The organism is Sediminibacterium sp. (genome assembly GCF_030695065.1).
Lineage (GTDB): Bacteria > Bacteroidota > Bacteroidia > Chitinophagales > Chitinophagaceae > Sediminibacterium.
In genome coordinates, this window is record NZ_JAUYTR010000025.1 from 1 (window position 1) to 19444 (window position 19444).

The window sequence follows — 19444 nt, forward strand, 5'->3', positions numbered from 1 at the left end:
GAATAAAATCAACTAAACTCTTTATGGTGGTTTTGCCGGGGGTGTTCACCTCTTCCCATTCCGAACAGAGAAGTTAAGTCCCCCATGGCCGATGGTACTCGCATCTAGCTGGGAGAGTAGGTAGCTGCCATATTTATTGAACCTCGATCTTTATTGATCGAGGTTTTTTTTTGCCCTTAACTATTTTGTTTAAATGATTAAACATTGATTAATCTAAATGGCTTAACTTGCCCATGGTTTTATGACTAAACCAAAATCCAATATATTATTTCAAATTCTTTCATTAGGTAATCAGGACGATACTCCATTTAGAGTGGCGTATAAGAACTATATGTTCAACCTATTCCTTTTGTTGGCTACTCCTTTTGCCTTTTTGGTAACCTGTATTAATTTGTATATTGGAGCTTATACGCTTGCCTTTTTTAATGTTGCACACCTTTTAATTTTTGTTGTTGGTTATTATATATCTTATTCGCAAAAGCATTTAGATTATAGACCTCTTTTATTGTTTATTGGTGCAGTAATTTCTTCTTATACGGCATATATGTTTAAGAATGGCAATGAATATCGCTTTCTTATCATGATTGTTGCAGCAGTGGTTTTATGTGAAAAAAATTGGCAGTATATATTATTTGTTCTTTTTGTTTCGCTCAGTTTTGTTGTAATTAGATTAGACGAATTGCCTTTGAGTACCATGAATGGGTTAAATATTTTTGAGAAAGTAATCAAATTGCTTTTTCCACTTTCTTTCTTTTCAATCTGTTTGTACTATTTCAAAGAATTCTATTTTAAAAATCAATACAAGCTTGAAACTGCATATGCCGAGTTAACAAAAAATAAAGAAGAACGTGATCGAATTTTAAATGTGGTTGCACATGATTTAAGGAGTCCGTTAAGTGGCATTTCTGGTATTAGTAAAATGATGTTGGCCGATGATAAAGTGGTGGAAGACAATAAAGAAATGTTTAGACTAATTGAGCAAAGTGCTGAATCTACGCTGAGGTTGATTACTGATTTGATGCATACCAATATTAATTCTGCAGAGCAATACCAGTTTCAAGAAATTGAATTAAATAAATTGGTACAGCAAATACTGCAAATACTTGTTTTTACTGCAAAAGAGAAGAATATTATAATTGAAGTAAATATTGCAAAACAAAAATTAATTTTAAATGCCGATAAGGATAAAATTGATAGGGTTATATCTAACCTAGTAACCAATGCAATCAAGTTTAGCAAACCTGGTTCAATAGTACACGTTTCTTTACATACAAATGATGGGTTTGCAGAAATCACTGTTAAAGACAATGGAATTGGTATACCTGAATATTTGCAGGGTAAAATTTTTGATTTGTTTACTACAGCAAAAAGAAAAGGAACGGCTGGTGAGAAAAGTTATGGATTAGGATTGGCAATTTGTAAAAAAATTGTGGAGGTACATGAAGGGTTTATTCATGTGGAAAGCAAAGAAGGGATAGGGTCTTCCTTTATTGTGAGGCTCCCTCTTAAGGCCTAACCATTTCAATATGCTCAATCCCATCTTCTAAATACATTTCTCCTTCTTCAATAAACCCAAATGAAGCATAAAATTTAATTAGATAACATTGAGCCCCAATTCTAATAGGCCCCAATCCAAACTGTTGGTGAATCAATTGAATGGCTTCTGCAATTAATAGCTTACCTGCACCTGTTTTTCTATACGAGGGGGCACTTACTACTCTTCCAATACTCATTTCCTTATAAGCTAAACCAGGGGGAAGCAATCTGCAATAGGCAATCAATTCATTGTTGTTCCAAAATAGTAGATGCATACTTTTTTGATCTTTATTATCTGCATCTTGGAATACGCAGTTTTGTTCAACTACAAACACTTCGTTCCTTAATTGAATAATTGCGTACAATTCAAATGGTGTGAGTAATTCAAATGGTTTTAAAGAAAAATAGGTTGTTGCCGTATTCATAGAGTTCATTTAACTGATTTGCAAATAATCCCGCATCTTTGCAATGCTGTAAAAATAAGCATACCAGCGATAATCATGTCAAAAAGAGTTGCAATCATAGGTGCCGGCCCAGCAGGATTAACTGCAGCCTACTTGTTGGGGAAAGAAAAACAACAAGTAGTAGTGTTTGAAAAAGACGCTACTTATGTGGGCGGAATATCTAGAACAGAAAGTTATAAAGGATACCATTTTGATATTGGTGGACATCGTTTCTTTTCTAAATCTAAGGAAGTAGAAGATTTTTGGACTGAAATCTTAGGTGATGAAATGCTTGAAAGGCCAAGAAGTTCTAGAATATATTACAATAAGAAGTTTTTTTCTTATCCCTTGGTTGCAATGGAAGCCTTAAAGAAATTAGGAATTATAGAAAGTGCGCTTTGTGTGTTGAGTTATTTAAAAGCTAAAATATTCCCTGTTAAAAATCCAACCAATTTTGAAGATTGGGTAGTTAATCAATTTGGTCAAAGACTATTCAATATTTTTTTCAGAACCTATACAGAAAAAGTATGGGGTATTCCTTGTAAAGAAATTTCTGCTGATTGGGCTGCACAAAGAATTAAAGGCCTTTCATTAAGTAGTGCTATTTGGAATGCACTTTTTAAGTCAAAACCATCTAAGAAAGGGGATGTAATTAAAACCTTGATTGACTCTTTTAGATATCCAAAGCAAGGACCTGGTTTAATGTGGGAACGCTGTACGGAGAAATGTAAAGCAATGGGTGTTCAGGTTGAAATGAATTGTGGCGTTAAAGACATTGCTACAGCGGATGGCAAATGGACAGTACATACCAATGATGGCAGAACCTTTAATGATTTTGATTATGTGCTTTCTTCGGCCCCAATGCGTGAATTGATTCAAGCAGTAAGTCCGGCCTTTCCAACTAAAGCCTTTGAAGGTGCAGCTAATTTAGGATACAGAGATTTTTTAACGGTTGTCTTAATTTGTAAGGATGAAGATGCATTTCATGACAACTGGATTTATATTCACGACCCAAGTGTGAAAGTAGGGCGTATTCAAAATTTTAAATCTTGGAGTCCTTACATGGTTCCTGATCCTGAAATGGCTTGTTACGGATTAGAATATTTTTGTTTTGAAGGTGATGGATTGTGGACCAGTTCCGATTATGATTTAATTGAATTGGCTAAAAAAGAGATTGCACAAATTGGATTAACCCAACCAACTGCTGTGGTGGATGGTTATGTGGTAAGACAACCCAAAGCCTATCCAGTTTATGATCATATGTATAAGGAAAGAGTAAATGATGTTCGTGAAGCTTTAAAACAATACCCAGGACTTTATTTAGTAGGTAGAAACGGAATGCATAAATACAATAACCAAGATCATAGTATGATGACAGCAATGCTGGCTGCTAAAAATATAGTAGCAGGTAAAGAAGTATATGATTTATGGGATGTGAATGAAGATGCGGAATACCATGAAGGTGGAGAAAGAGGAGCAGAAGTAGAGAAAGTTGCAGAACGCCTTGTTCCACAGAAACTGAATCCTTAGTACCCATATTTGCCTTTCCAACGCTCTTTTAAAAATTTCTTTATTTCATTTTCTCTGGCGTTATTTCCAGGAACATAAAATGAAGTGTTTTTTAATTGATCTGGCAAGTATTCTTGTTCAATGAAATTATTTTCTCCTAAATGTGAGTACTGATAATTTTTACCGTAGTCCATTTGCTTCATCAATTTAGTAGGTGCATTTCTCAAATGTAGCGGCACCGATAAATCACCGTGTTGTGAAACAGCTTGCTGGGCTTTAGCAATTGCTTCGTAAGACGCATTACTTTTTGGAGAAGAAGCTAAATATGTAGCGCATTGCGAAAGTATTATTCTGCTTTCAGGATAACCAATTTTTGAAACGGCATCAAAAGTTCCATTAGCTAATAGTAATGCGTTGGGGTTGGCATTACCAATATCTTCACTTGCGAAGATGAGCATTCTTCCAGCAATAAATTTTACATCTTCACCTCCTTCAATCATTCGGGCCAACCAATAAACGGCACCATTGGGATCAGAGCCTCTCATACTTTTGATAAATGCAGAAACAATGTCATAGTGTTGCTCACCAGATTTATCATACAAAGCAATTTTTTGTTGAGCCACTTTTAAAACAATATCATCGGTTATAATAGTAGCACCAGTTTGAACAACAAGATCCAAAAGATTTAATAATTTTCTACCATCTCCACCGCTTAGGTTTATTAAAGCCTCCGTTTCTGCTAACTGAATATTTTTTAGTTGCAGCAGCTCATCTCTATTAATGGCGTCTTGCATTAATTGAATTAATTGCTGCTTTTCTAAAGCTTTTAGAACATAAACCTGACACCTGCTCAACAATGCAGCATTCACTTCAAAAGAAGGATTCTCAGTGGTAGCACCAATTAGTCTGATAATTCCTTTTTCTACTGCACCTAATAATGCATCTTGTTGGCTTTTATTAAAACGATGTATTTCATCAATAAATAATACTGCTCCAGATAGATGTTTGGCTTGTTCTATCACTTCTCTCACTTCTTTAACACCACTACTGATGGCAGAGAGTTGAAAATAAGGCACTTGAAGGGTTTGTGTTATTACATTCGCCAACGTGGTTTTGCCTACACCAGGAGGCCCCCATAAGATCATAGACGGTACAACGCCTTTTACTAAAGCTGTTCTTAAAATACTTCCTTGGCCAGTAATATGTTCTTGACCCAATACCTCATCTAAATTAGTCGGGCGCATTCTCTCCGCCAAAGGGGTATGGGCATTATTGGTCATTGAGTAAATTTAATTTTTAAATTTAGTGATTCCCGCAAGAATAGTGGTACCAAATCCGAGTAAAGCAATAATCCCAAAGGACCATTGTAATCCAAATGCTTCTGCAATAAATCCAATTAATGGAGGACCAATAAAAAATCCAAAAAATCCTATACTTGAAACGGCTGCCAAAGCCATGCCTGCACTCATTTTTTCTGATTTTCCTGCTTGACTATATACAATTGGTACTACCGAGGAAACCCCAAAACCAACCAATAAAAAACCAATTGTAGCAAATACAATGGTAGGAAAAAATACTGCAATGAGTAATCCAATTGCAATTAGAATGCCGCTGCCTTGCAGAATTTCTTTTCTACCAAAACGCAATACCAGTCCATCACCTAAAAATCTACCCAATGCCATAGTACCCATAAATGAAGCGTAACCTAGCGTTATCAAACCTGGAGGTGCTTCAACAATTTTCTGAAAATAAATTCCACTCCAGTCGAACATGGTGCCTTCTGCCGCCATGCAACAAAAAGAGATTAATCCTAGTTTCAATAATATTTTATCGGGTTTTACAAATAAGGGCTGGTTACCAATAACAGCATCTTTGGGCATTCTACCAAACTTCATAATTACAGCAAGCAACACCATTACAGCTGCAATTACAAGAAAATGCTTTAGTGGATTAAAGCCCAAAGAAATCATTAGCGTTCCTACAGCTGCGCCAGTAAAACCGGCCATACTCCATATACCATGGAAAGAAGCCATAATCGATTTACCATATAAATCTTCTACTGCAACAGCTTGTGTGTTAACAGAGATATTCATCATATTGCCCAGTAATCCAAAGAAGAACAATAAAGTGGTTAGTACAAATATAGAAGTAGCAGCACCTAATGATAAAAGCAATAAAGGGTATATAATTGCAGCAATAAGCATTACCGTTCTGCTACCTAATTTGGCTACCAGCCAACCCGAAATGGGTAAACTTACCATTGAACCTGCAGGTAATGCAAATAGAATACCTCCTAATTCTGCATCATTTAATTCTAGTTTTATTTTAATATCTGGTATACGACTTGCCCAACTGGCAAAAGTAATTCCAGCTATAAAAAAGTAACTCCCAATAGACCAACGATGGGTTCTTCGCGAAAGGGTATTTACGTTCATAACTATAATTCAAGGGCAAAAATACCGCAATAAGACAACTTGGCCCATTTAGGTTATATTTGCGCTCTTAAATGGCTATTTGGCCTGTTGTATAAATTATTTTTTGCGTATGTATCGTACTAATACCTGTGGAGAATTAAGGTTAGCAAATGCGGGTCAAGAAACAACTTTGGCTGGCTGGGTTCAAACTGTTAGAAAGTTTGGCGCTATTACTTTTGTGGATTTGAGAGACCGTTATGGAATCACTCAATTGTTGTTTGGAGAATCGTTAACTGCTATGCTAGATGAGCAGCCTTTAGGTCGTGAATATGTTTTGCAAGTAAAAGGAAATGTACAAGAAAGAAGCAGTAAGAATGCCAATATTCCCACAGGCGAAATTGAAATAGCGGTAACTGAATTTAAGGTATTAAACAAATCAGCTGTGCCTCCATTTACCATTCAAGATGATACAGATGGTGGAGATGATTTAAGAATGAAATATCGCTTTTTAGACTTAAGAAGAAATGCGGTAAAGAAGAACTTGGAATTACGTTATGCAGTAAATAGATCAGCCCGAAATTATTTGCATGAAAATAGTTTCATGGATATTGAAACACCTTTTTTAATTAAATCTACTCCAGAAGGCGCAAGAGATTTTGTAGTGCCTTCTAGAATGAATCCAGGTCAATTTTATGCATTACCACAAAGTCCACAAACTTTCAAGCAATTGTTGATGGTAAGTGGGTATGATCGTTACTATCAAATCGTAAAATGTTTCAGAGACGAAGACTTACGTGCAGATCGTCAACCAGAATTTACACAAATAGATTGCGAAATGGCATTTGTGGAGCAAGAAGATATTCTACAAATGTTTGAAGGATTGGTGAAGCGTATTTTTAAAGACGTAAAGAGTATCGACTACACAGAGCAAGTTGAAAGAATGTCTTGGGAAGATGCCATGTGGCATTACGGAAATGACAAGCCCGATATTCGTTTTGGCATGAAGCTCTCTAACTTGAAAAGTGCCTTTTTAAAAGGTGGCCAAATTGAAGCTACAGGAGATTTAATTAATGGTGCTGGTTTTGGAGTGTTTGATAATGCGGAAACAGTATTGGCTATTGCCGTACCTGGTTGTTCCGAATACACACGCAAACAAACCGATGAATTAACTGAATGGGTTAAACGTCCTCAGATTGGTATGCAGGGGATGGTATATATCAAGTGCAACGCTGATGGAACCTACAAGAGTAGTGTAGATAAGTTTTATTCAGAAGAAAAATTGAAAGCCATTGCAGATTCGGCAGGAGCACAAGCCGGAGATTTGGTGTTGATTTTGGCAGGTCGTGAAGAAAGAACCCGTAAAGCAACCAGTGAACTTAGATTAGAAATGGGTAAGCGTTTGGGTATGCGCAAAGACGATGAATTCAAACTGTTGTGGGTGATGGATTTCCCATTATTTGAATATGCAGAAGAAGAAAATCGTTGGGTAGCCAGACACCATCCGTTCACTTCACCTAAGCCCGATCATATTGAAGTGATGATCAACAATAATCCAGTGATTGAAAATGCAGATAAATATTTAGAACATCCTTATTCCAATATCAAAGCCAATGCCTATGATATGGTATTAAACGGTAATGAAATAGGAGGGGGATCAATCAGAATTTATCAGCGTCCATTACAAGAGAAAATGTTTGCAGCTTTAGGTATGACCGAAGAAGAAGCACAACATAAATTTGGATTCTTATTGGGTGCTTTTGAATATGGTGCACCACCACATGGAGGTATTGCATTTGGATTTGATAGACTTTGTTCTATTTTAGGCGGCAGTGAAAGTATTAGAGACTTCATTGCATTCCCTAAAAACAATAGCGGTAGAGATGTGATGCTAGATGCGCCAAGCACTATTGATGATAAGCAGTTTGATGAATTACAGATTAAATTGAATTTAAAATAAATTCAATTTCTAATAATCGTAAAGAAGCCGTTTCATCTAATGGAGCGGCTTCTTTACTAAATAAATGTCTTTATGCAAATGCTTTGGGATATTGTTCTAGGGCGCTTTTGTATAACTCTTTTATGAAATCTCTATGTGCTAATATTGAAATAAAAATGATTAGCATAAACAGCGAAATAAGCGCATAGGAGAGAAAGTGCATACTTTTTACTTCAGCATAATCAAAAATACTGCTACTGAAAAAAATCTGTACAAAGAAGCCTGAATGAATAATTCCACTTAATCGTTCACTCGTAACAATCATTGCTTTTTTTTGGCTTTTAAAAAGTTTATTTGTTTGGATTGAATGAACAATTTCAAAAACAAATATGGCTAGGCCTAATGCAAACAAGAATATCCCTTGATAATAATCCTGAGTCAAAAACTTACCCACAAGTAACACAGCAGCATATAAGCAAAGTGTCAGTGCAATTTTTGGGACAGTGAAATACGAGAAGAATAATTTCCATTTTTGTTTTCTTGCTTTCTTACTCACCATCTCCATTCGGGTGGCTACAATATCTGCAAACCCCTTGATGCCAAAACCTGCATACACAATTTCAAGTGCTTGCTCAAAACTGAGTTTTGAATTCAAGTTCATTTTTTCTTCAATTGCTTCCGATAAGTGATCTACTAGTTCTACCTGAACATCATAATACTGAACATAATGCTTTCTGCAAAAAGCATAGAGGCTTTCGTATTGGACTTCTGTAATCATCCTATAGCTGTTTTAGGATTAACAATAAATTCAAGACTCTGCATAAATGCTTTCATTTCTTCCATAGCTACTGAAGTCTGCTTTTTTCCTGCTTTAGTTAAGCTATAATATTTTCGCATTCTGTTGCCATTCATTTCTGTTACTGCTTCTACAATGCCTTGTTCTTCTAATTTATGCAAGAGCGGATAGAGTGCCCCTTCTGTGATATTTAATTCGCCTTTAGTAATGTCTTTCACCATTTGGGTCATCTGGTAACCATACATTCTGCCATTGTCCTTTAGAAGCCTTAACAAGATGGGTTCAAGGCAACCTTTATATAGAGAAGATTTTTTCATTTCACGTTCAATTTTTTTGAGCAGTCTTTTGGATCACAATAATACATAAAATATAAATACATAAGAAAATTATGCATAAATAATAAAGTATTACTTATAAACTGCAGTGATAGTAAACCCCTATTGATTATTCTTTACCTTTACCCTTATTTACTAAACATATTTATGAAACAACTGACCATTTACAGAATTCTCTCTTTTATTTTGGTTCCTATTGCATTAATTATTGGATTTTTAGATCTATTTGTATTGGTTATGGGTTTGTCTGGTAATCCTGCTATGTTGTTTATTGCTTTTGTTATGGCTTGCCTGGTTATTTATGCATTTGCATCCCTTAGATTTTTACTGCACGGTATTGGTAATCAGCGTCATTGTAAACCTTCCTTAAGAGATTGGATTAAGGTAAATGCTTATGGCACTTTGTTTATTGCAGGTATGTTCTTTTTAAATTCAACTGGTGTATTCTTTCTTGGAGACATACAATTGCAGCAAATGTTATCAGACGTGATGGAGCAGCAGCCTGAATTGGCGGGAAAGATTTCTATGGAAACGATGGTGGATATGTTTAAAGTAGTTGCAGTGATTATGTTTATTATTAGTGTAACCGCAATCATTCATGTTCAAATTGGTTTTAGACTGTTGCGTCAATATTCCTATTTGTTCAGGAGTTTAGAATAAGGCATATTTATACCTTGTTTGTTGTTTCGTTGCTATTTCCTACTTTTGCAGCCGTCTTAACCAGACTTTATATTTAAAAAATTATTTATGGCAACTACTTCCGACATCAGCCGTGGCATGATTCTAAAATTAGACGGCAATCTATACTCTGTAGTAGAGTTTGGCGAAAATAAAACTGCAAGAGCTGCAGCAAAAGTTTGGGCTAAATTGAAAGGTGTAGACAATAAGCGCTCTATCGAAAAAACTTGGAACAGTGGTGAAAACATTTACCCTGTTAGAGTAGAAAAAAAGGCATTTCAGTACCTATACAAGGATGAAACAGGTTATAACTTAATGAATAACGAAACCTTTGAACAAATTGCTTTAGCAGAGGAAATGATTGATGCGCCTCAGTTTTTAATGGATGGTTCTGAAGTATTTGTTTTTATTAATACGGAAACCGAATTGCCAATTGGAGCTGAGTTGCCTGAAAAAATAGTCGTAAGAGTCACTTATTGCGAGCCAGGCCTTAAAGGCGATACCGCTACTAGAGCTTTAAAAGCAGCAACTATCGAAACTGGTGCTACCGTAATGGTGCCTTTGTTTGTTGACCAAGACGAATTGATACGCGTAAATACCAAGTCGGGTGATTACGTAGAACGCGTTAAAGAATAACTTCTACCGGGTAATCCCGGAATACAATGACCTGATTCCATTCGTTTCAGGTCATTTTGCTTATAACGAGAAAATACCTGTTTTTTAGTAAAAAAAGGCTATTTTGCCCCACAATTCAGCAAAAACTAACTGATTTTACCCCTAAAACTGCCATTTATGGACTTAAAGCAAATCCACGAATTAATCAAGATTATCAACAAAAGCAATATTGGAGAAATTAGTATTGAAGATAAAGATGGTAAAGTAACCATTAAGCAAAAGGAAGAACCTGCTGTAAATGTTACTGCTGCACCTAGCCATCAAGTTTATACTACTGCTGCTCCCTCTTTAGCTGCTGCTCCAGTTCAAGCTACTCCTGCCGCAGCTTCAGCCGCTGCTCCTAAGACAGACAACCTTATTACAGTGAAAAGTCCAATGATTGGTACTTTTTACCGTAGACCTTCCCCAGATAAGCCCATCCTTGCAGAAGTTGGGTCAGAAATCACTCCTGGTAAAGTGGTTTGTATAATTGAAGCAATGAAATTGTTCAATGAAATAGAAAGTGAAGTAAAAGGAACGATTGTTAAGGTATTGGTAGAAGATGCCAGCCCTGTAGAATATGATCAGCCTTTGTTCTTAGTTGAGCCGGCTTAATCAATTCTTCACCTAAAAAATTCTACATGTTTAAGAAAATATTAATTGCCAATAGGGGAGAGATTGCCTTGCGTGTAATCAGAACCTGTCGTGAAATGGGTATTAAAACAGTTGCTGTTTACTCAACAGCAGATAGGGAAAGCCTTCACGTAAAATTTGCTGATGAAGCTGTTTGTATAGGAAAGCCTCAGAGCAGTGATTCTTATTTGAATATTGCTCATATTATGGCCGCTGCAGAAATTACCAATGCAGATGCAATTCACCCTGGGTATGGATTTTTAGCTGAGAATGCCCGATTCTCTCAAATCTGTGCCGATCATGGTATCAAGTTTATTGGTCCAACCCCAGATATGATTAATAAAATGGGAGACAAGATCACTGCAAAAGAAACCATGATAAAGGCAGGTGTTCCTGTTGTTCCAGGTGGAGAAGGCTTGTTGGAAAGTATTGAGCAAACCAAATCATTGGCAAAAGAAGTTGGGTATCCTGTTATATTGAAAGCTACTGCTGGTGGTGGTGGAAAAGGGATGCGTGTTGTTTGGACTGAGGAAGAAATTGAAAAAGCATATACTTCTGCAAAAATGGAAGCTGCTGCATCGTTTAAAAATGATGGTATTTATATGGAGAAATTCGTTGAAGAACCTCGCCATATAGAAATACAAATTGCAGGAGACCAATATGGAAATGTTTGTCATTTAAGTGAAAGAGATTGCTCTATTCAACGTCGTCACCAGAAATTGGTTGAAGAATCTCCTTCCCCTTTTATGACTGCAGATTTGCGTGCAAAAATGGGCGAAGCAGCCATTAAAGCGGCTGCTGCAATTAATTATGAAAGTGTTGGAACCATTGAGTTTTTAGTAGATAAACATCGCAACTTCTACTTTATGGAAATGAATACCCGTATTCAAGTAGAACACTGTGTTACTGAAGAAGTAGTGAGTTTTGATTTGATTAAGGAGCAAATTAAAATTGCCATGGGCGAAAAAATTTCAGGAAGAAATTATGAGCCAACCATGCATGCAATTGAGTGTAGAATTAATGCAGAAGACCCATATAATGATTTCAGGCCATCACCTGGAAAAATCACCAATTTATTTACTCCTGGTGGTCATGGAGTAAGAGTAGACAGTCATGTATATGCAGGATATGTAATTCCTCCTTATTATGATTCAATGATTGGTAAACTAATTACTGTAGCGCAAACACGTGAAGAAGCAATAGATACCATGTATAGAGCGCTGAGTGAATATGTAATTGAGGGTGTTAAAACAACAATTCCATTCCACTTGCAATTGATGCAAAATGAAGATTTTAGAAAAGGAAACTTTACTACTAAATTCTTGGAATCTTTTACAATGAAATAAACTTTTGAATGTCAACTATCTTTTTGGGTATTGACAATAAAATAAGAAGCCCCCAGACAATTAAAATTTGGGGGCTTCTTGTTTTTAGCTTGAATATTTTACTTAGAACCACCACCGCCTCTTTGAGGGCGATTTTTTCTCATCTCTTCGTAGAAGTCGTTCACCAATTTAATTTGATCATCGGTTAAAGGAATGGCTTTAAACTTTTTTGTCTTTTCTTCATTTACTGTTTTGGTTTTCGCAGCTCTTTCTTCTTCGCTTAAATCGCGCATGCCACGCATTTCACCTTGACTCCATAATTGAATTTCTAAAACCTTGTCTGCTTGCGCATCAGTAAGCTTTGTTTTTTCAATTAATTGAGGCTTTACACGTTGCTTCATCATTTCAAGCATTTGTGCAGGATCCATTTGACCACCGCCCTGAGCTTGCACGGTGTTAAGAGAACAGATTAGCGCAAAAACGGCTACTGTGATTATTTTTTTCATTGTTTGGGAGTTTATATTAAACAAAATAGTGGATTTTTTCAAATCCACTATTTCTTTATCGGTCAAAAGCTTGTGATAGTCGGCAGTTCTTATTAACGTAAGAACAACATTTCTCTGTATTTAGGCAATGTCCAGTACTCATCGTCTACTAAATGTTCCAATTTATCAACATGGTATCTGATTTCATCAAAATAAGTGCTCTTGATATTTTCATATGCAATGGCTTTTTCTCTGCTATGAGTAATATTGTTAACCACTTTTCTTGCTTCAACCATTTCATACACTTTGGTATGAATTACTGAAATATGTTTGCTGATGAATTTAAGAATGGTTAATTGGCTGCTATACATAGACTCATCAAGTCCTGTTTCTTTTAATCCAGTAATATTTTTAATTAAATCGTTCTGGTATTTAATAGCGGCTGGTAAAATATGGTTAATGGCTAAATCTCCCATAACTCTTGCTTCAATTTGCACCGTCTTGATGTATTTCTCTAATTCAATTTCGTATCTAGCTTCAAGCTCAGAATGAGAGTAGATGCCATTGGTTTGATACAATTTCATTGCCTTTTCTGTAACCATTGCATCTAAAGCAATAGGGGTGGTTTTTAAATTGGGTAAACCACGCTTCTCTGCTTCTTTATGCCATTCTTCGCTATATCCATCACCTTCAAACAACACTTTTTTACTAGCAACAATGTATTTCTGAATTACATGCATGATGGCAATTTCTTTCTTGTCACCTTTTTCAATTAAGCCATCTACTTCTGCTTTGAATTTCTTTAAAGTATCTGCCATGATGGTATTCATAACTGTCATTGCATTGGCACAGTTTGCAGAAGAACCCACTGCACGGAATTCAAATTTGTTTCCAGTAAATGCAAATGGAGATGTTCTGTTTCGATCTGTATTATCTAGCATTAATTCTGGAATGCTGCGATGTAAGTCTAATTTCAAAATGGCTTCATCTTGTTCATCAAACTTAGTACCAACTCTTGTTTCAACATCAGCTAATACTTTTGATAAATATTGACCAACAAAAACAGAAATAATTGCAGGCGGTGCTTCATTGGCCCCTAATCTATAATCATTAGATGCAGAAGCAATAGCTGCTCTCATAATGTCTGCATTGTCGTGAACCGCCTTAATGGTGTTTACGAAGAATGTAAGGAACATTAAGTTGGTCTTTGGGGTTTTGCCAGGAGCAAGCAAGTTAACCCCAGTGTCTGTTGCTAAACTCCAGTTATTGTGTTTGCCGCTACCATTGATTCCAGCAAATGGTTTTTCGTGTTGAAGCACAACAAGGTTATGTCTTTTTGCTACTCTTTCCATTACATCCATTAAAAGGATATTATGGTCAACAGCAATATTTACATCTTCAAAAATAGGAGCACACTCAAATTGAGCTGGAGCTACTTCGTTGTGACGAGTACGCAATGGAATACCCAATTTATAAGCTTCTTGCTCATAATCTCTCATAAATGCATATACTCTTTCTGGAATTGAACCAAAGTAATGGTCTTCCATTTGCTGACCTTTTGCAGGTGCGGCACCAAAAACGGTTCTGCCGCACTGAACAAGATCTGGTCTTGCAGTAGCAAGGCCTGCATCAATTACAAAGTACTCCTGCTCCCAACCTAATGTAGGAGTTACTTTAGTAACGTTTTTATCAAAATAGTTACATACTTCAACAGCCGCTTTATTTAAAGCTTCAGTAGCTTTTAATAAAGGAGCTTTGTAGTCAAGTGATTCACCTGTATAAGAAACAAAAAGGGTTGGTATGCACAAAGTTTTGCCTTTGCCAATTTCCATAATGAAAGCTGGAGAAGAAGGGTCCCATGCAGTATAACCACGAGCTTCAAAAGTGGCTCTTAATCCTCCACTAGGGAAAGAAGAAGCGTCTGGCTCTTGTTGAATTAATGCGGCTCCGTCAAACTCTTCAATTGCAGTTCCATCACTCTTTAAAGTAAAGAAAGAGTCGTGTTTTTCGGCGGTAGTGCCTGTTAATGGTTGAAACCAGTGTGTATAGTGGGTAACACCTTTACTTTCTGCCCAAGCTCTAATTCCATTTGCAATTTGACTAGCAACACTGCGGTCAATTTTTTTACCACCTCTAATGCTGGTAATTAAACTTTTATATGCTTCATCGCTTAAAAACTCACGAGCAGTTTTTTGTGTGAATACGTTTTCACCGAAAATACCAGTAATCTTAGAACTGAATTGCGGTATAGAAGTTTCCGCATCGTTGGCAATACTGCTGATTGCGTTAAATCTTAAAGACATATTATTTTGATTTATTTTGCGCAAAAATAAGCCTATTTACCGTTTAGAATAATTCTTTTCGGATAAATAGGCTTAAAATGTGAATAAAATACTCAAAAATTAATACATGTATTTATTTTTAATATTTACCTGCTAGTATTTTAGTTGCTTTGTATTTAGTATTGTCTACACCTGTTCCATCCAAATTGATAATCAATACTTTTTGTGCACCATTGTTTTCCATTTCCACAGAAACAATATTTTCTCCTCTAATGGCATTCACCTGCTTGGTTAAAATAACTCTTCCAGTAACTCCATCACTAATTTTTAATTGCAAAGTTTTACTGTTGTCGCTTTTAAAGCGAACAGAAAACTTGTTTCCAGTAACCGGATTGGGGAAGGCACTCATGCTTACCTCTTTTAAGCTATTGATGTAGTTCATATCTTCTTTGCTAAAAGAGATATTGCTTACTGCCAATTGTAAGTCGGTACTTTTTCCTTTGTTTGGAGGAACAATAGTGATGATAATAGAACTAATATCTTTCAAATCAATGTTGCTGTTAAAAGCAATTGATTTAAAATCTTCTAATCCAATAGCATACTCTTTTGTTTCGTTGCTAATAGGTAATTGAATATTATACTGGTCATCCCAATTTTTGATAGACTGTTTTACTAGTGTAATTAAAATTGGAGCATTTCCGGAAGCAGTGAATTTTAAAGACTTGTAGCTGCTAAGATCTTGTGGAGTTCCACCTGCTCTTAATAACTTATAAACAGTAATATAGTCTGGTGTAGTTCCAGCAATTTCAGCATTTCTGAATACACTAAATTCATCTTTTGCTTTTGGCGTATTACTATTGGTTACTACAAACTTTTTAAGACTGGTGGTATTGGTATTATAATCTACACCCCAAGCACCATCGGCCATGAATACCTGATCTTCTAATTTACCATTGATGAATAAGTTAATGGTAGATTCGAATAAATCGTTGGTAGGTATTGAAACACTTGTAAGGCCATTGGCTTTTGCTGTAAAAGGAATGGTTCTTTTTACTTGTGTAGTAGACTGCTCGTTGGCTCTGTCACTAATTTCAAAGTAACCAGTAGTTGCAGTTAAATTGTTTTGCAAGGTTAAAGTAACATTTTCATCTGACCTTTTTCCTGCTGTAAAATAAGCGCCAGGCAAACCTGCTGTATTTGGAATAGAAACAACTGGTAATCCGGTGTTAAGGCGTGTAATGATATCTGTTGCCATTTCAATCACTAGGCTAGGAGATCCACCCCAAAGTTGAATGTTGTACATCATCTCTTCTAGGGTATAATCTTTATTTAACCAATTCGATTGAATAGTATAGTTGTTTCTTCCACTTTCTGCACCAATGATAAAGCTGGTAGCATATTCAATTTCACCATTCGTGTTTTTCAAATTGTATTGTACTAACTCATATCCTTTTACATTGATTGTTTTCAACGAAATCAATTCATATCCTTTTAAACGATCACAAATTGCTTTAGTATGATCATACACTTGGCCAACTGTTCTAGTTCCAAATGCAACTGCTTTTGAAACATTATTACTTACAAAGTCGATAGATAAAATTTCTTTAGCATTAGTGATTGAAATAATATCATTAGGTGTAGAAACAAAAGATTTATAACCGTTAGACAATTTAGTAGGTAAAATGTCTTGTAGTTTTAATGCTGTTCCTACAGATGCACCAGCGTATCTGTTGTATTGATCAGGAGTTGGAAGTTTTGTATAATCCACTGGTCCTTGCTCACTTTTAACAGCTCTGTTAAATACTCTGTATGCAATAGCATCGCCCAAGCTTTTGCTTTCAACACCACCACCACCACCACCGCCAACACCGCCAATGGTAACAAATCCAAAGTCGTAGGTATGATTGTTTTCGCCAGCAATTCCGGTAGTAATGTTAATTTCTGCGTCATTTCCAGTAAGGGAAGCGTCGCTGTCTCTTAAATCTGCATCTACATCTAATCCTCCATTATTAATTACAGTTAATTCATAGGTGCTTAATGGAGTTTGAACGCTTGAGCCAGTTGCGTTAGCAATGCGAATAATTAAAGCAGCACCTGGTTGAATTTGTGTGATATTATAGATAGCTGAAGCAGTGTTTACTCCATTTGGATCAGAAGAGAAAATATAGTTGCCTTCTGCATCAGTAGTTGCAGTTGCAATTACTGTAGAACCTTGTACTAAACTAACAGTAACTCCAGCAATTCCAATTTCCTCGGCGTCTTGAATTCCATCACCGTCTACATCAAACCAAACTCTATTTCCAATTTCAATTGGAGCAGGTGCAGTAATGATTTCTAAATCACCAAGTCCGTTGGCTTTACCAAATACACTTACATCGTTTCCTTCATATAATACTTTACCATTTAAGGCAATACCATTGCTGTTATTGTAATAACGAACACCACCTGTATACCAGGTGGTAATAGGGTCAAATGCAGTACTTATTAATTCCTTTCCAGGGAAGTTTAAAATAGAGCCTGTACTGGTTTCTTCGTGGTCTATATATAATTTACCAGTTGAAGTATTTCCAATTCCTAAAGTGCCGCCTAAACCAGCTGAAAAACGGTCAGTAAAATAAAACTCTCCTCCTCCAGGACCTTCCCCATTGCCAGCACCAGCAGAAGTATTGGTTCCATCTGAACCATTGTTTTCTAATGTAAAGCTGGTGTAAGTTCCATTGTTGCTCGCTTTTAAAATATCACCAGCAGCATTTCCAGTAAATAAACTAGTACCAGTTGTGCCCCTATTTTGATTGCCTGTTTGATGTCCGGTACGGTCCATTAATCCTAAAATCATTGATCCATCGGCTGGATTAAATTCGATGCTTGAAAGCATTGGTTGCGGATAAATAGCAGTACCAGTATTGCCAACAACAGTTAGTTCGGCAAATGTTCTTGCCCATGGATGCCAAGAACCATGGCTGGTTGTTGCTGCAGGAATGGTTCCATTGGGGTCTACGTAATTGGTATTGTGATTAACATTAAAGCCAGTGTTCATATTGGCTTTTCTATTGTATGTAAGGGGCGCGTCTAAAACAGTAGTAAATGTTTCAGCACCGGGTGTTGCAGTTGCATCAACTTTTAGAACCACCATTTTTAATTCAGCTCTATCAACACTAGAGTTATCTGGTTTAACACCATCTAATACTCCGCCTACATAAATAGCTCCCCTATAAAATTTAACTGCAAATGGTCTAAAGCTGCTATTGCCTTCTGTAACGGAAAATGCATTGTAAGAAACAATTTGAGAAGCCAATGTTGGAGCAGTTCCGTTTGCACCAATTTCTACTCTCCAAAGTTTACGATCGTTTAGATTAATTAAATATAAATAACGACCATCATCAGAAATAGCCATGCCCCCAATCCCTTTTTTACCAACCTCGGTAAATGCCAAAGCGTCGTTGTTTGGTTGGGTTTTATTAAAATCACCTGGGCTAAAACTTCTACCAGGTATATCACCAGCATCAAATGCAGGGTTTACTGCATTTAGGTTTACAAAACTGGTAGTATTGGTTTTATTGCTGGTACTTTTTGCATTGTTGGTAACATAAATTCCGTTCATTCCTAAAGGCCCCATAGAAACATGGCGCTTTACAAATGCGGCATAAAAAACTTTATCAGCTTTTCTGCTATATGCAGTTGCCCAAACAGAACCAATTTGGCCCATATCAGCTATAACATCTGCTGTAGCAACTCCATCATAATTGAAAGCAAAACTTCCATCACCATTTTTTGCATCAAACCAATTGCCATTATCTACTTGGCTATTACCATTTGCATATGTTGGAAGAATAATTCTTGCATTTAAATTATCTATATAATCGCCAGGATAGTTAATACCAAAGTCTGCTGTAGAAGAAGGAGCAGTAACAAATTGAACACTTGTTTTATTATTAGCACCAAAAGGAGCCGTAAAATCAGCCGACTGCCAACCACTAAATTCTAATCTAACTTTAGTTGTAGCAGGAATGGTGCCTGCAGAAAAACTATATGCTCCATTAATACCTGAAGTTGTTGATCCTAGCAAAGTACCTGCATTGTCATAGGCTTTAATAGTAATGCCAGCAGCTCCCGGTTCGTTGTAGGAAGCCGTATTGTTTTTGGCACCATTTGCATTAAAGTCTCTGTAAACTGTTCCACTAACTTGAGCGTTAATTGAAGCAATTATGCCTAACTGTGCTAAAACAATCAACAATACATAAATAAAGTATTGTTTTACCCTGTTGGCTTTTGGGTTAGATAATGTGTAAATAGCTTCCATATCCAGGTATTTATAAAAAGTTGTAAAAGGCGGATTTATATTATACTAAAGATAGATGCAAAACCGCTTTTTTGTATTCAAAACAGCTTAAAATGGCAGCTAGAAGCCAAATATACCA

At 36.2% G+C, this 19444-nt stretch carries 15 protein-coding genes and 1 rRNA gene; 8 read left to right on the forward strand and 8 right to left on the reverse strand.

Features of this window, described 5'->3' with window-relative positions:
• The first annotated feature begins 22 nt into the window (after positions 1-22).
• Both rrf and Q8S25_RS13920 read left to right on the forward strand, forming a co-directional pair.
• Positions 23-133, forward strand: a 5S ribosomal RNA gene (gene rrf, locus Q8S25_RS13915).
• A 108-nt stretch (positions 134-241) separates the two neighbouring features.
• A complete protein-coding gene (locus tag Q8S25_RS13920) occupies positions 242-1516 on the forward strand; it encodes a sensor histidine kinase KdpD (protein ID WP_305538741.1) in 1275 nt (424 codons plus the stop codon).
• Here the strand turns inward: Q8S25_RS13920 and Q8S25_RS13925 are convergent.
• Positions 1506-1961 carry a GNAT family N-acetyltransferase gene (locus tag Q8S25_RS13925; protein WP_305538742.1) on the reverse strand — a complete coding sequence of 152 codons (456 nt, stop codon included), beginning with the start codon at positions 1959-1961 and terminating at the stop codon, positions 1506-1508. The genes Q8S25_RS13920 and Q8S25_RS13925 overlap by 11 nt on opposite strands.
• Positions 1962-2036: 75 nt before the next feature.
• Between Q8S25_RS13925 and Q8S25_RS13930 the strand changes: the two genes are divergently transcribed.
• Positions 2037-3509: an NAD(P)/FAD-dependent oxidoreductase gene (locus tag Q8S25_RS13930; RefSeq protein ID WP_305538743.1), complete on the forward strand. Its 1473-nt coding sequence runs from the start codon at positions 2037-2039 to the stop codon at positions 3507-3509.
• Here the strand turns inward: Q8S25_RS13930 and Q8S25_RS13935 are convergent.
• Both Q8S25_RS13935 and Q8S25_RS13940 read right to left on the reverse strand, forming a co-directional pair.
• Positions 3506-4768, reverse strand: coding sequence for a replication-associated recombination protein A (locus Q8S25_RS13935; protein WP_305538744.1), 1263 nt, complete (start codon positions 4766-4768; stop codon positions 3506-3508). The two genes, Q8S25_RS13930 and Q8S25_RS13935, sit on opposite strands and share 4 nt — an antisense overlap.
• A gap of 9 nt (positions 4769-4777) precedes the next feature.
• On the reverse strand, positions 4778-5923 hold the full coding sequence (locus Q8S25_RS13940; RefSeq protein WP_305538745.1) for an MFS transporter: 1146 nt from the start codon (positions 5921-5923) through the stop codon (positions 4778-4780).
• Positions 5924-6032: 109 nt separating this feature from the next.
• On the opposite strand from Q8S25_RS13940, the gene aspS reads away from it, so the two are divergent.
• Positions 6033-7859, forward strand: a complete 1827-nt coding sequence (aspS, locus tag Q8S25_RS13945; RefSeq protein WP_305538746.1) for an aspartate--tRNA ligase — start codon at positions 6033-6035, stop codon at positions 7857-7859.
• A gap of 70 nt (positions 7860-7929) precedes the next feature.
• On the opposite strand, the gene Q8S25_RS13950 is transcribed toward aspS, so the two are convergent.
• Together Q8S25_RS13950 and Q8S25_RS13955 are read right to left on the reverse strand one after the other, a co-directional pair.
• The gene (locus tag Q8S25_RS13950; RefSeq protein ID WP_305538747.1) at positions 7930-8616 is read right to left on the reverse strand and encodes a hypothetical protein; all 687 of its coding nucleotides are present in this window, start codon (positions 8614-8616) and stop codon (positions 7930-7932) included.
• Positions 8613-8951, reverse strand: coding sequence for a PadR family transcriptional regulator (locus Q8S25_RS13955; protein WP_305538748.1), 339 nt, complete (start codon positions 8949-8951; stop codon positions 8613-8615). The genes Q8S25_RS13950 and Q8S25_RS13955 overlap by 4 nt, the downstream gene beginning before the upstream one ends.
• Before the next feature lie 165 nt (positions 8952-9116).
• On the opposite strand from Q8S25_RS13955, the gene Q8S25_RS13960 reads away from it, so the two are divergent.
• The 4 genes from Q8S25_RS13960 (at position 9117) to accC (ending at position 12280) form a co-directional block, all read left to right on the forward strand.
• The gene (locus tag Q8S25_RS13960) at positions 9117-9629 is read left to right on the forward strand and encodes a hypothetical protein (RefSeq protein ID WP_305538749.1); all 513 of its coding nucleotides are present in this window, start codon (positions 9117-9119) and stop codon (positions 9627-9629) included.
• A gap of 87 nt (positions 9630-9716) precedes the next feature.
• A complete protein-coding gene (gene efp, locus Q8S25_RS13965) occupies positions 9717-10283 on the forward strand; it encodes an elongation factor P (RefSeq protein ID WP_305538750.1) in 567 nt (188 codons plus the stop codon).
• A gap of 156 nt (positions 10284-10439) precedes the next feature.
• Positions 10440-10916 (forward strand): acetyl-CoA carboxylase biotin carboxyl carrier protein, encoded by a 477-nt coding sequence (accB, locus tag Q8S25_RS13970; protein WP_305538751.1) that lies wholly within the window; start codon positions 10440-10442, stop codon positions 10914-10916.
• 26 nt (positions 10917-10942) lie between these two features.
• A complete protein-coding gene (gene accC, locus Q8S25_RS13975; protein ID WP_305538752.1) occupies positions 10943-12280 on the forward strand; it encodes an acetyl-CoA carboxylase biotin carboxylase subunit in 1338 nt (445 codons plus the stop codon).
• Between the two features lie 98 nt (positions 12281-12378).
• On the opposite strand, the gene Q8S25_RS13980 is transcribed toward accC, so the two are convergent.
• The 3 genes from Q8S25_RS13980 to Q8S25_RS13990 form a co-directional block, all read right to left on the reverse strand.
• Entirely contained in the window at positions 12379-12765 is a 387-nt protein-coding gene (locus tag Q8S25_RS13980) for a hypothetical protein (RefSeq protein WP_305538753.1), read from the reverse strand.
• A gap of 92 nt (positions 12766-12857) precedes the next feature.
• On the reverse strand, positions 12858-15047 hold the full coding sequence (locus Q8S25_RS13985; RefSeq protein WP_305538754.1) for a glutamine synthetase III: 2190 nt from the start codon (positions 15045-15047) through the stop codon (positions 12858-12860).
• 118 nt (positions 15048-15165) lie between these two features.
• A complete protein-coding gene (locus Q8S25_RS13990; protein WP_305538755.1) occupies positions 15166-19326 on the reverse strand; it encodes an SdrD B-like domain-containing protein in 4161 nt (1386 codons plus the stop codon).
• Positions 19327-19444: the final 118 nt, after the last annotated feature.